The sequence below is a fragment of the Rothia nasimurium genome (genome assembly GCF_042660305.1).
Lineage (GTDB): Bacteria > Actinomycetota > Actinomycetes > Actinomycetales > Micrococcaceae > Rothia > Rothia nasimurium.
Map to the genome: position 1 here is coordinate 274,435 of NZ_JBHSTW010000018.1, position 13,361 is coordinate 287,795.

Sequence of the window (13,361 nt, forward strand, 5' to 3'; positions counted from 1 at the left end):
AGAGATGATGGCGAGAATGACGCGTGCCCAGCGCGAATGGCGCCCGGGCCAGCCGAAAAAGCAGCGCTCTATCAAGGTCATGTTTACCTCGATGGTGCTCTCGCTCGAAGCCCTGGTTGCCTTCTTTGCAACCCTGGCAATTTTTGGCCACCACTTCAACGACCCCACCTGGGTCAAGGTAGTCATTTGGGTACTGGGTCTAGCTCTGGTAGCGGCCCTGCTAGCCACCCCGGCCTTCCTGAAGAAGCCCTGGGGCTACCACCTGGGCTACGGTCTGCAGGCTGCCCTGATTCTGGTTGGTTTTGCCCTGCCCTCCATGTTCTTTGTGGGAGCGGCTTTTGCTGTGGCCTACTGGTACGGGGTGACGCGCGGTGCCCGCCTGGACGCCGAGAACGCCGTCCGCGCCAAAGAGCAGGAGGAATGGGAGAAGGCTAACCCCGCCTAGCGGGGTGTCTGGTAGGGTAAGGGTGAAAACTCACCCTGACCTATCAAAGGAGATTGTCATGACCGAGCGTACCCTGATTCTGGTCAAGCCCGACGGTGTGGAGCGTAACCTCACCGGCCAGGTGCTGGCCCGTTTTGAGCGTAAGGGCTACCGCATCGCTGAGTTGAAGATGCTGGTTCCCTCCCGTGAGCTGCTTGAGCAGCACTATGCGGAACACGAGGGCAAGCCCTTCTATGAGCCCCTGGTGTCTTACATGGGCTCAGGCCCCGTGGTTGCTCTCGTGCTTGAGGGCAACGGCGTGCTTGAGGGCGCTCGTACTCTCATGGGATCTTCTAACCCCACCACCGCTGCCCCCGGAACCATTCGCGGTGACTTTGGTCGTGACTGGGGCGAGAGCGTGCAGAAGAACCTGGTGCACGGTTCAGACTCAGCAGAGTCAGCAGACCGCGAAATCGCGCTCTGGTTCGGTGCCTAAAAAGACCTTCCGCTAAGCAGAGTAAAAAAGGCCGGGGCCCTCGTACTGAGGGCCCCGGCCTTTATCAGTAGGTGGAGGTTTTAGAACATACCCACGATCACATCGAAGAAGCGGATAAAGATAATACCGAAAATCAAAATGTAGACCAGGATGATGGAGAACCAGGTCCAGTTGGGAGCTGCCTGACGGATGCTCTCAGAAGCCGGTATCACCCCTGCATGGATATTGCGGGTGGTGACCTTGACGAAAATGGCGGTCTGCATAATCCACACCACCATGCAGAAGAGGCAGAGGGCGTTGATGTCAAAGGTGGTGTTGTACCAGAGCCAGAGCACAAAGGCCATAGCTAAGGTGTGGCCTACCTGCATGGCTACCCAGTACCAGCGGGCAAAGGATGCACCGGCAATCAGGGCGGTTGAAATAGCAAGGACGATGGCGTAACCGGCGATACCGATAAAGGGGTTGGGGAAGCCAAAGGCTTCTGCCTGCCAGGTACGCATGACGGTGCCGCAGTTGAGCAGGGCGTTGATATCGCAGACCGACCGGTGGGCGCCGTCCATGTAAATCTGCAGGCGCTCGTAGACCAGCATGGCGGCGGCTCCGAAGGCCAGCAGGCCGGGAATGAGGGTGAACCAGCCGAGCCTGCGATCAAGCTGGGCCTGGCTGATACCGCTCTCAGTATCTGGGGTGTTCACGGGGGTAGACACAGTGAATCCTTAGGCTGTATAAAACTTTCTTTCCCCATACTACGGGGCAGGCTCCAAGCCCGCCCGGTTTTGCGGGGTTGGGGCAGGTTTTCTTTACTAAGTTCCCAGGTAAGGACGCCCGGGGTGAGCTGGCTGGGACAGGGCGGCCCGGTGCGGGGTGAGTTCGGTTCTAGATGGGGTGAAAAGAGCCCGGGTGTGAGAGAATGGGTGTGGTAGTGTGCCGCCCGCACGCGGTAGCACTACCCAGCAGGCACCCCGAAATGGCCGGTGACGCACTGCTTACCCGCAGGCGTCCTTACCGTCAAGCCCCAGCAAGTGCAGCCCTAGCGCTGCCTCGGGTTGTTGCCGCTGGCCCGGTTCCCCTCGGCATGGAGCACAGAAGCCTTGACCTGCCGAGTACGCCAAGGAGCTCACGGTTGAGCCGGGTAGCCAAGGATTTCGGCGGACCACCCCTTAGGGTAGGGACCGCCGACTACAGGCAAGACCACTGGTGCGGCAGGGGCATACGAACACAAGGAGAGTGAACGCTGATGAGCAGCGAACAGTCCGAGGTTGTAGAAAACCTCGAAGAAACCCAGGCTGCAGAAGCTACCGCAGCCGCTGAACAGGTTGCCGAAGTAAGCACCGAGGTGGAAGACACCCAGGCCAAGGGCCCCGAAGCGAAGGCCGTTGTGCAGGCTGAAGAAACCGAGCCTGCCGAAGAAGCCACAGAAGAGGCAGCAGAAACTGAGACAGAGTCTGCAGAAGCTGAAACAGAAGAAGCCCAAGCCCCCGCCGAAACCGCTGAAGAGCCTGCCGCCCCTCAGAAGAGCCTGCGTGAGCTCAAAGAAGAAGAGCTGGCCCAGGTCAACGCCGCTGTGAGCTCAAACAATCTGCTCTTCTACTCGCCCAACATGGACGAAATCATGGAGCAGCTGCGGGCCGAAAAGGAAGCCCGCCGTGAGGCCGAAGAAGCTGAGCGCCGTGAGCGCCGACTGGCTGACCTTGACCCTGAAATCACCTCCCACCGCCGCCGTCGTCGCCGTCGCGGTGACGCCGACCTGGAATTTGAAGGCGGTACCGAGGGCGACCCCGAGGACACCATTGTTAAGGTGCGCGCCCCCCGCCTGTCTGACTCCCACAGCACCAACCGGGTTACCGGCGTCCGCGGCTCAACCCGCCTGGAAGCCAAGCGCATCCGCCGCCGCGAAACCCGCGCCACCGGCCGCCGCCGCCAAATCATTACCGAAGCTGAGTTCCTGGCCCGCCGCGAGTCCGTCGACCGCCAGATGCTGGTCCGCCAGAAGGACGACCGCATCCAGATTGGCGTGCTCGAAGACGGCATTTTGGCCGAGCACTTTGTTTCCAAGACCCAGCAGGACTCCCTGATTGGCAACGTCTACCTGGGCAAGGTCCAGAACGTTCTGCCCTCCATGGAAGCCGCCTTCGTCGATATTGGCCGCGGCCGCAACGCAGTGCTCTACGCCGGTGAAGTGAACTGGGACGTCACCGGCCTCGACGGTGCCCCCCGCAAGATCGAAAACGCCCTCAAGGCAGGCGACTCTGTACTGGTGCAGGTCACCAAAGACCCCGTCGGCCACAAGGGCGCCCGCCTGACCAGCCAGGTCTCCCTGCCCGGCCGCTACCTGGTCTACGTACCCGGTGGCTCCATGACCGGTATCTCCCGCAAGCTGCCCGACGTTGAGCGTCAGCGCCTGAAGAAAATCCTCAAGGACCGCCTGCCCGAGGACGCCGGCGTCATCGTCCGCACCGCCGCAGAAGGTGCCAGCGAAGAAGAGCTGAGCAACGACATCAACCGCCTGCGCGTGCAGTGGGAAGAAATCAAGGCCAAGAGCGAATCCCGCAAGGTGCTGGCCCCCGAACTGCTCTACCAGGAACCCGACCTGACCATCAAGACCGTGCGCGATGTCTTCAACGAAGACTTCACCTCCATGATGGTGCAGGGCACCGACGCCTGGGACTCCATCGAAGCCTACGTCACCTACGTTGCCCCCGACCTGCTGGACCGCCTGAAGAAGTGGGAAGAGGACGACGACCTCTTTGACCACTACCGCATCGAAGAGCAGCTGGCCAAGGCTCTAGACCGCAAGGTTTACCTGCCCTCCGGCGGCTCCCTGGTCATCGACCGCACCGAAGCCATGACCGTGGTGGACGTGAACACCGGCAAGTTCACCGGCTCCGGCGGCAACCTCGAAGAAACCGTCACCAAGAACAACCTCGAAGCAGCCGAAGAAATCGTGCGCCAGCTGCGCCTGCGCGACATCGGCGGCATCGTGGTCATCGACTTCATCGACATGGTGCTCGAATCTAACCGCGACCTGGTACTCCGCCGCCTGGTAGAGTGCCTGGGCCGTGACCGCACCAAGCACCAGGTTGCCGAAGTAACCTCCCTGGGCCTGGTGCAGATGACCCGCAAGCGCATGGGCACCGGCCTGCTCGAAGTCTTCTCAGAGCCCTGTGAAGCCTGCGCCGGTCGCGGCATTCTCGTGCACGACCAGCCCCTGAAGGGCCGCTCCGGCGGCGCTAGCGATTTCATCCACCGCGCCGAACGCGATGACCGCAAGCGCTACCGCAACCAGAAGACCCAGAACCGCCGCGACTTCACCGAGGTTGACGAAGAGACCGAGCAGAAGACCGAGGCCCGCAAGGCTGCCCTGGCCAACATTGTTGCCGCCAGCGCCCACCACGAGGACGAGCAGGGCGAGACCGAATCCAAGTCAGCCCGCAAGCGTAAGCGCCGCAAGCGCAACCGCCGCGCCGAGGCCGGCCTGGAGCTGGAGAACCAGCAGAACCAGGACGCCCGCGGCGAGCAGGTGCTCACCATCGGCGACGAGGTCATTGAGCTGCCCACCGGGGCGGACGCCGAAACCGAAGAAAGCATGGGGGAGCAGGGCTCCTTCACTCTCGAATCTCTGGCCGCAGTCTTTGATACCGATAGTGACGCTGAGACCGAAGAGCGCAGCGAGGGTCGCGGACGGTCCCGCAACCAGTCCAAGCGCCGAGGCGGCAAGAAGCGGGAAGACATCTCAGCAGATGATTTTTCCGCTAACTCCGATGCCTCGCTTGATGTAGACCCCGAAGTTGACTCCCGCTTCACTCAGAACTCATCACGCCTCGACGCGATCCGTGCCGGTGAAGCCCGTGCCCGCGCCTCCCAAAAGGCCGGACGCGACTACGAGCCGCGCGAGGGTGAAGAGGCAGCAAACTCAGGTGAGCGCACTGGCCGTAACGACCGATCCGGCCGTGCAGACCGCACCGACCGCCGAGGCGCCCGGAACCAGGAGGAGTCAGGCAAGGGTCGCGCTCGCAAGCCCCGCCGCGCCTCAAGCTCCGACGTCAAGTACGTCGCTCCCATCGAGGTCGTAGCTGACCCGGCCGTCACCGGCGTTGCCACCCCCGGCAAGAAAGCTGAGGTAGCACCCGAAACTCCGGTTGAAGCGTCCGCACCCACAGCTGCTCCCAGCGAAGCGCCCCGCAAGAAGCGCCGCTCCCGCCGCGCCGTCAGCTCAGGTGCAGGCTCCACCGAAGTACGCACCGAAGAGGTCAAGGCCGCAAGCGGTAGTTCCGTGGTAGCCAGCATCGACCAGGCAACCAAGCCCGCTGCATCCAGCGATGACGCCCCCGTCATGCTCGGCGTCGGCGTCTCAGCTGCAGAGATCAAGCGGGCAGGTAAGTAAGGGACACAACCTATAACGAGGTATGGCAAGCTCGCGCTGGATGGAGCCCAGCAGATTCCGAGCGCGCGAGGAAATAAATCTGCGGGCGGAATAGGCGCAAGCCTGACCCTCACGCCCCGCCTGACGGTGGATTCCGTTCGCTCTTGTGTGCTCGCGCGCTCGCACTCGCTCACTTCATCGAGCCAGCAGCTTCGCTGCGAGCTTGCCATACCTCCTGAGGGGTTCACCACATATCTTGCCCAGCACCGACTCACCACGTAAACTGGTGAGTCGGTGCTGTTTCCACAAGCAAGCGTTAGCGTGGACTCAGCTAGGCATATTCCACATGGAATAAGGCCAAACCATCTCAAAACGACAGAACCTGAAACCGCCCGGTATTTACTGTGCAAACCGGGTCACCACCTTGCTGTTGAGCCCGAGTTCCTTTCAGGAAAACTCGTTTTGAACCATTAAAATGACGTCAAGAAGAAGTGAGTTCCCAAGTGGCATACGCAATTGTCCGCGCTGGCGGCCGCCAGGAAAAGGTCTCAGTTGGAGACCTGGTTACCCTTGACCGCGTCGCTGGCGAGCCCGGTAGCACCATTGAGCTGCCCGTGCTGATGCTGGTTGACGGCGACAAGGTCACCGTTGATGCAAAGTCCCTGGCTTCAGCCAAGGTCACCGCAGAAAAGATCGAAGACCTCCGCGGTCCCAAGATCGTTATTCAGAAGTACAAGAACAAGACCGGTTACAAGAAGCGTCAGGGCTTCCGCGCCGAACTGACCACCGTTAAGATCACCGCGATCAACGCGTAAGTTCAGCTTAGACTGGTTTTACCCCAACATTCTTTGACCTAAGGTAGGCATCAATGGCACATAAGAAGGGCGCAAGCTCCACCCGCAACGGCCGTGACTCAAACCCCCAGTACCTCGGTGTTAAGCGCTACGGCGGCGAGACCGTCAACGCAGGCGAAATCCTCGTTCGTCAGCGCGGCACCCACTTCCACCCCGGCAACAACGTAGGCCGCGGTGGCGACGACACCCTGTTCGCTCTGGCAGCAGGCAAGGTCGAATTCGGTACCCGCAAGGGCCGCAAGGTAGTCAACATCCTTGCAGCCGCTGAGTAAGGTCTAAACACCTCACCTCAGTAGAAGGGCGATTACGGGGCAACTCGTAGTCGCCCTTTTGCGTACCTCACCTCCGCAAAGCCGCCCAAGGAGCGTCCGGCCACAGACCGGCACCGGGGCGACCCTGTAAACTAGATAACCAAACCAAACTTTTTTGAAGGAGCTTGCACTCGTGGCAGAATTTGTAGATCGCGTGGTCCTACACGTAACCGGTGGGCACGGTGGGCACGGCTGTGTCTCGGTTCGCCGTGAGAAGTTTAAGCCCCTCGGCGGCCCCAACGGCGGTAACGGCGGCAAAGGCGGTGACGTCATCCTGCGCGTAGACGCCCAGACCACCACCCTGCTCGAATACCACCACAGCCCCCACCAGAGCGCCCCCAACGGCGACATCGGGCGAGGCGATATGTCCCACGGCTTCAACGGCCAAGACCTGATTCTGCCCGTACCCCAGGGCACCGTAGTCAAGGACCGCGACGGCAACGTACTGGCCGACCTGGTGCGCATCGGCGACGAGTTCGTTGCAGCTGAAGGCGGTATCGGCGGTAAAGGCAACGCTGCCCTGGCCTCCACCAAGCGCAAGGCCCCCGGCTTTGCCCTGCTCGGTATCCCCGGTTCAACCCGCGACATCGTGCTGGAACTCAAGTCCATCGCAGATATCGCCCTGGTAGGCTACCCCTCAGCGGGTAAGTCCTCCCTCATTGCAGCAATTTCTGCGGCCCGCCCCAAGATCGCTGACTACCCCTTCACCACCCTGATTCCCAACCTGGGTGTGGTGCAGGCTGGCGACACCCGCTACACCGTAGCGGACGTTCCCGGCCTGATTGAAGGTGCTTCTGAAGGTAAGGGCCTGGGGCACCGCTTCCTGCGCCACGTGGAGCGCTCCAGTGCCCTGGTACACGTGATTGACTGCGCAACCCTAGAGCCCAACCGCGACCCCATCAGCGACTTCGACGTGATTCGTGGGGAACTGGAAAACTACGAGGTTGACCCCACCGCCGGTGTCACCGTGCCCCTCAATGAGCGCCCCCAGATTATCGTGCTCAACAAGATTGACGTGCCCGAAGCACGCGAGCTGGCTGAGTTCGTCCGCCCCATGTTTGAAGAGCGCGGCTACCGGGTCTTTGAAATCTCAACCGCCTCCCACGAGGGTCTCAAGCAACTGACCTTCGCCATGGCTGAGCTCGTTGAAGCAGACCGCATGGCCCGCAAGAAGAGCAAGAGCGCCCCCGCAGAAGACGTTGCAGTGGTCAAGCCCAAGGGCTTCCGCTCCAAGAAGCGCCAGGAATTCATCATCCGTAAGGAGGAGCGCAACCTTGAGCCTCTCTTCCGCGTCATTGGTGAGAAGCCTGAGCGCTGGATCAAGCAGACTGACTTTAACAACGACGAAGCCGTGGGCTACCTGGCTGACCGCCTCAACCGCCTTGGTGTTGAAGATGAACTCTTCAAGGCAGGTGCTGTTGCGGGAGATGCAGTGGTGATCGGTGAAGAAGTGGACGCCGTGGTCTTTGACTGGGAGCCCACCATGGTCGGCGGTGCTGAGCTGCTCTCGTCCCCGCGCGGTACCGATGCCCGCCTGGAGGAGTTGATTCGCCCCACCCGTGCCCAGCGCAAGGCTGAGTTCCATGAGCGTATGGACGCCAAGGCTGAGGCTCGCGCCGAGCTTGAAGCTGAGCGCGTGGCAGGTATCTGGACCGAGTCTGTCGACGAGGCTCGTGCCGCAAAGACTAAGGCAGCTAAGGCTGAAAAGCGAGCTGCCAAGCGGGCGGCCGAGGAAGAGTAGGCCGGGGTAGGAGCACCTTCCGCGCCCCCAACCGTATTCCACTATGCGTTAGAAGCCGCTTCGGGGCGTGTCCCCGGGGCGACTCTGCTGTATATTCATAGAAGCTAAAGTTAACACTTTAAGGGAGCTAATCAATTGGATTTGAAGGACGCCTTCCAGGCCAGCGCCGAGTCACGCGGCAAGCACCGCCGCAGCCCCATCGTCGAGCGCTCCGACATGCCACGGGCTAAGCGCATCGTGGTGAAGGTTGGCTCATCCTCCCTGACCTCCATTGAAAACTCTCTGGACGAGCTTGCTATCGCCACCATCTCAGATGTGCTGGCGAAGAAGAAAAAAGAGCATCCTTCTATCGAGCTGGTCTTTGTGTCCTCGGGGGCTATTGCTGCCGGCCTGGCTCCGCTGGGCTTATCGCGCCGTCCTAAAGATTTGGCAACCCAGCAGGCGGCTGCGTCCGTGGGCCAGTCCCTGCTGATGAGCCGCTACACCGATATCTTTACCCGCTACGGTGTGACCGTCTCCCAGGTGCTGCTGACGGCCGAAGACCTCATGGCCCGGGACCGTTACCAGAACGCCCACCGCCAGCTGGAGCGCCTACTTGACTTGGGTGTTATGCCCATCATCAACGAAAACGACGCAGTAGCTACCCGTGAGATCCGCTTCGGCGATAACGACCGCATTGCAGCCCTTGTGGCCCATACCGTCAAGGCTGACGCCCTGCTGCTGCTCTCAGATGTTGATGCTCTCTACACCCGCCACCCCGATGAGGGTGGCGAGCGCGTGGGCAGCGTGCGTGATGCAGCTGAACTGGCAGATCTGTCCATCGGTTCGGTGGGCGCTGCCGGGGTCGGCTCCGGCGGCATGGTGACCAAGGTGAAGGCTGCCCAGGTGGCGGCGGCGTCCGGAATTCCCGCCCTGGTGACGAGCGCGGCTCACGCCCGCGCCGCTTTTGCCGGTGAGGACGTCGGCACCTGGTTCTACGCCACCGGCGAGCGCCGCCCGGTGCAGACCCTCTGGCTGGAGCACCTGGCTGATATCGAGGGGTCGATTACTGTGGATGCGGGCGCTGCCGCCGCCCTGCGCCGCCGCCGTTCTTTATTGGCAGCTGGTGTGATAAGTGTGCAGGGGTCATTTGAGGGCGGGAGCCCGGTGGCTATTGTCGATGAGGCAGGTCAGGTGCTTGCTCATGCCTTGAGTTCCTACACGGCCGGTGAGACTGCCCAGATGGTGGGTCTGCACACTGAGCAGATTCAACAAACTATGGGGGAGACCTACGACGGTACGGTGGCCCATGCCGATAACATTGCCCTGGTTACACCACCTTCTCAGTAATAATCAGCCCGCTGGCCAAAGGGGCCGGTAGGATAGTTTCAAGCTTTCACCCTCAGATGCGAAGGAGATGCTCATGGTCGAGCAGGTACAGGTAAGTGACGATGTGATGCAGCAGGTCACCGATATGGCGGTGGACGCTCGTATTGCCTCTCGTCGTTTGGCGAAGGCCGATACCCGCTGGAAGAATCGGGCCCTGCTGGCTGTTGCCGATTCACTCGAAAAGCATTCGGCGGTGATTATCGAACAGAACGCCCAGGACCTTGAACGGGAGCGGGCAGCCGGTATGAGCGAGGCAATGCTGGATCGTCTGCGCCTGACCGAGCACCGGGTGGGTGAACTTGCGGACGCCCTGCGTGAGCTGGTTGCCCTGCCCGACCCGGTGGGGGAGCTGGTGCGGGGTTCAACCCTGCCGAACGGTCTGCGCATGCAGCAGGTGCGGGTGCCCCTGGGTGTGGTGGGTGCTATCTATGAAGCCCGCCCCAATGTGACCGTTGATATCGCTGGTCTGGCCATTAAGGCTGGCAACGCGGTGATGCTGCGTGGTGGCTCGGCAGCGGCCAAGAGTAACCAGGTGATTGTGCGTATTATCCGTGATGCCCTGCACGCTACCGGCCTGCCGATTGACTCGGTGCAGTCAGTGGACGAGTTTGGCCGTGAGGGCGCTGCAGCCCTGATGCTGGCCCGCGGGCATATCGATGTGCTGATTCCGCGGGGCGGTCGCAGCCTGATTCAGTCGGTGGTGCAGAACGCTAAGGTGCCGGTAATTGAGACCGGTGAGGGCAACTGCCACATCTTCCTCGACGTCACCGCTGATCCGGCAAAGTCCGCTGAGATTCTGGTCAACGCCAAGACCCAGCGGCCCGGTACCTGCAATACCGTAGAAACCCTACTCCTGGCCGAGGGCGCGCAAGCCGCCCCGGGCGTCCTTGCGGCCCTGGCCAAGGCGGGGGTAACCCTGCATGCGGACGCCGCCACCCGCGCCATCCTGCCCGAGGGCGTAGATGCGGTAGAGGCAACCGAGGAAGACTGGGCCACCGAATACGGCTCCCTGGACTTGGCTGTTAAGACCGTGCCCGATGCGCGCGCCGCTATTGCCCACATCCGCGAATACTCCACCGGCCACTCCGAGGCGATTCTGACCAACGACATCGCCAACGCCGAGAAGTTTATTCGCGACGTTGACTCCGCGGCAGTGTACGTGAACGCCTCGACCCGGTTTACGGACGGCGGCCAGTTCGGCCTGGGCGCCGAGGTTGGCATCTCGACCCAGAAACTGCACGCCCGCGGCCCCATGGGCCTAGAGCAGCTCACCACCACCAAGTGGATCGTGCGCGGCGACTGGCACAGCCGCGACTAAAAGCAGAAAAATCGCACCTGCTACCGGGTAAAGTCCCGCTCATAGAGCGCGAAACCCGGTAGCATGGTAATAAACCCATACTTTGACCGCACTGGCGCGGCCACACACCGCCCAGCCTCGAAAGGTACACACACATGTTTTCATCTGTACTTGCATCAGGCGCCACCGTACTTGCCTCAGAAGAAGGTAGCCACCAGCTCGAACTGCTCGGCATGCCCACCTACTGGTTCGCCATCATCGGCTTCATCTTCTTCGGCCTGCTCTTCCTGATTACCATCTCATTCTCAGGCCGCGGAGTTGTACGCCCCGACCACGCAGCAGACCACCTCTCCCACGAAGAGACCGAGGCCCTGCGCGACTACCAGAGCAAGCACAAGCGCTAAACTTTTCTCCACCACACTTCGGCGCGGTGCCCGCTCCCCCGGTAACCGGGGGAGCGGGCCCGCGCCGAAGCCGTACATACAAAAGCGAGCAGGAGACCCGTGATTCGTCCCGCCCATGAAATCCGACGTGAGCTCGGTATCCCCGAACCCGACCCCGCCACCACCCGCGTGGGGGTCATGGGTGGCACCTTCGACCCCATTCACCACGGGCACCTGGTTGCAGCCAGCGAAGTCGCTGCCGTGCTCAGCCTCGACGAAGTAATTTTCGTGCCCACCGGCAACCCCTGGCAGAAGGCCAACAAACAGGTCACCGCCCCCGAACACCGCTACCTGATGACGGTAATTGCCACCGCCTCCAACCCCCGCTTCACCGTGAGCCGGGTCGACATCGACCGCCAGGGCCCCACCTTCACCATCGACACCCTCACCGACCTGCGAGCCGAGCGCCCCAACGACGAGCTCTTCTTCATCACCGGTGCCGACGCCATGAGCCAAATTACCACCTGGAAAGACGCCCACAAGATGTGGGACCTCGCCACCTTCGTAGCGGTCACCCGCCCCGGCCACGAACTAACCGTGCCCGAAGAAGCGCAGGGGCGCGTCCGCGTCATCGAAATCCCAGCCATGGCCATCTCATCGACCGACATCCGCGACCGGGCCCGCAACGACCTGCCTGTCTGGTACCTGGTGCCCGACGGGGTAGTGCAGTACATCAATAAATACAGCCTCTACACCTGCGACGACACCGGCACCCCGAGCGGCGGCTACGTAGCTGGCCTGCCCCGGCTGAAATAAAACCAAAGACCACCTCAGCTAAGAACCTTCACCACCTGTCTGGCTTGGTAGCATTAACCACAAGAACCAGGCATCCCACTCAAGGAAACACTGTGAGCACACGACCCGATCAGGCCGCGGACGGCCAGAACGACGAGACACCCGCCTACCTCACCGAAAGCTACACCACTGAGGACGGGCTAGAAATCCCGCCCCCGACCCGCCCCATGGGCCCGCGCCGTCTGAGCCGCTACTACGAAGAGGTCGCTGAATACCTGCGCGCCCTGCAGCGGGGGGATGAAGAGCTGCCCGAGGTGCCCATGTTTATGGGGGCCATCGAGGGCGTAGAGGTAGAGCAGGACGCCGCCCGCTCCCTGGTTGACCTGTCGCAGATGGGCAGCATCAGCACCGGTGAGGGTGAGAAACTCGACGTAGATTTCGATAACACCCGCGCCACCGTGGTTGAAGACCCCCTGGCCCACATTGACCAGCAGGTTCTCGGTGCTGACTACTCTGAGCCGGCTGAAGCTACCGAGCAGGTAGACTTCGCCGCTGCCGCTGGCGAAATCACCGGTGAAAGTGATTTCGTGAGCGTTGATGAGCTACAGGTAGAAGAGGTCGAGGCTACTGAAGAAGCGGGTGACGCGGCAGCTGCTGAGAGCCCTGAGACAGAAGAGCCTGAGGCCGAGGATCCCGTCGTCACCACAAACCCCGAGGCAATTGCCGCTATCATCGCTCGCGCCCAGGCCAAGGACGATGAATATAGGGCGACCCACCCCGAAGAAGAAGCCGAAGCGGAGCTAGCCGAAGACACCCAGAGTGGGCCCGTCACCGAACTCTTCACCGCCGGCCAGCACACCCCGGACCTGCCCGCCCCCGTCCGCGCGGTTGATGCCCAGGGCCTTGACCTCACCGAAATCGACAGCGCCGATGTGACTGACCCAGCCGCCAGCACCCTAGCCAGTGACAGCACCGGTGCGGTAGACTCTGATAGTTCTGAAGAAACTGCCGAGGCACCCGAAGGGTACACCTACGAGCCGCAGGCAGAAGAGGACGAAGAGACCACCGAGTCTGCACCTGAGACCCCGGCAGCGGCCCCCGGTCCCGACCAGGAAGAAGACGCTCAGCGCTTCAACTTCGCAGGCACCGTCAAACAGACGGACGAAGCCCCCTCCAGCGACCTTGCCGAAGTGGAACAAGAAGCAGCAGCAACCTACAACCCAGAAACATCAGAGGGGCGATCCACCGGCGCAATCGTAGCCGTCGTGGGCCTCCTACTTCTCGTGCTTGTGCTGGCTACCGTGTGGTTCCTTTTCTTCAGTTAAAGAT

At 61.7% G+C, this 13,361-nt stretch carries 12 protein-coding genes; 11 read left to right on the plus strand and 1 reads right to left on the minus strand.

Features of this window, described 5'->3' with window-relative positions:
• Window positions 1–7 precede the first annotated feature (7 nt).
• Together ACFP6B_RS08175 and ndk are read left to right on the plus strand one after the other, a co-directional pair.
• Window positions 8–445, plus strand: coding sequence for a DUF4233 domain-containing protein (locus ACFP6B_RS08175; RefSeq protein ID WP_377129475.1), 438 nt, complete (start codon window positions 8–10; stop codon window positions 443–445).
• A 58-nt stretch (window positions 446–503) separates the two neighbouring features.
• Complete coding sequence (gene ndk, locus ACFP6B_RS08180) at window positions 504–920, plus strand: nucleoside-diphosphate kinase (protein ID WP_237186160.1); 417 nt, start codon at window positions 504–506, stop codon at window positions 918–920.
• 80 nt (window positions 921–1,000) lie between these two features.
• Here ndk and ACFP6B_RS08185 read toward each other — a convergent pair whose 3' ends face one another.
• Window positions 1,001–1,627 carry a vitamin K epoxide reductase family protein gene (locus ACFP6B_RS08185; protein ID WP_377129107.1) on the minus strand — a complete coding sequence of 209 codons (627 nt, stop codon included), beginning with the start codon at window positions 1,625–1,627 and terminating at the stop codon, window positions 1,001–1,003.
• A 530-nt stretch (window positions 1,628–2,157) separates the two neighbouring features.
• Here ACFP6B_RS08185 and ACFP6B_RS08190 point away from each other — a divergent pair.
• From ACFP6B_RS08190 to ACFP6B_RS08230, 9 genes are all read left to right on the plus strand, one after another.
• Window positions 2,158–5,304 (plus strand): Rne/Rng family ribonuclease, encoded by a 3,147-nt coding sequence (locus ACFP6B_RS08190; protein WP_377129109.1) that lies wholly within the window; start codon window positions 2,158–2,160, stop codon window positions 5,302–5,304.
• Between the two features lie 482 nt (window positions 5,305–5,786).
• Window positions 5,787–6,098: a 50S ribosomal protein L21 gene (gene rplU / locus ACFP6B_RS08195; RefSeq protein WP_135013897.1), complete on the plus strand. Its 312-nt coding sequence runs from the start codon at window positions 5,787–5,789 to the stop codon at window positions 6,096–6,098.
• 53 nt (window positions 6,099–6,151) lie between these two features.
• Window positions 6,152–6,409, plus strand: a complete 258-nt coding sequence (gene rpmA / locus ACFP6B_RS08200) for a 50S ribosomal protein L27 (protein ID WP_135013898.1) — start codon at window positions 6,152–6,154, stop codon at window positions 6,407–6,409.
• A 172-nt stretch (window positions 6,410–6,581) separates the two neighbouring features.
• A complete protein-coding gene (obgE, locus tag ACFP6B_RS08205; RefSeq protein ID WP_377129112.1) occupies window positions 6,582–8,189 on the plus strand; it encodes a GTPase ObgE in 1,608 nt (535 codons plus the stop codon).
• 216 nt (window positions 8,190–8,405) lie between these two features.
• Entirely contained in the window at window positions 8,406–9,518 is a 1,113-nt protein-coding gene (gene proB, locus ACFP6B_RS08210; RefSeq protein ID WP_377129477.1) for a glutamate 5-kinase, read from the plus strand.
• Between the two features lie 73 nt (window positions 9,519–9,591).
• Complete coding sequence (locus tag ACFP6B_RS08215) at window positions 9,592–10,875, plus strand: glutamate-5-semialdehyde dehydrogenase (protein WP_377129114.1); 1,284 nt, start codon at window positions 9,592–9,594, stop codon at window positions 10,873–10,875.
• A gap of 134 nt (window positions 10,876–11,009) precedes the next feature.
• On the plus strand, window positions 11,010–11,258 hold the full coding sequence (locus ACFP6B_RS08220) for a hypothetical protein (RefSeq protein ID WP_237205317.1): 249 nt from the start codon (window positions 11,010–11,012) through the stop codon (window positions 11,256–11,258).
• A gap of 99 nt (window positions 11,259–11,357) precedes the next feature.
• Window positions 11,358–12,053, plus strand: a complete 696-nt coding sequence (gene nadD / locus ACFP6B_RS08225; RefSeq protein ID WP_377129116.1) for a nicotinate-nucleotide adenylyltransferase — start codon at window positions 11,358–11,360, stop codon at window positions 12,051–12,053.
• 92 nt (window positions 12,054–12,145) lie between these two features.
• Complete coding sequence (locus ACFP6B_RS08230; protein ID WP_377129118.1) at window positions 12,146–13,357, plus strand: prolipoprotein diacylglyceryl transferase; 1,212 nt, start codon at window positions 12,146–12,148, stop codon at window positions 13,355–13,357.
• Window positions 13,358–13,361: the final 4 nt, after the last annotated feature.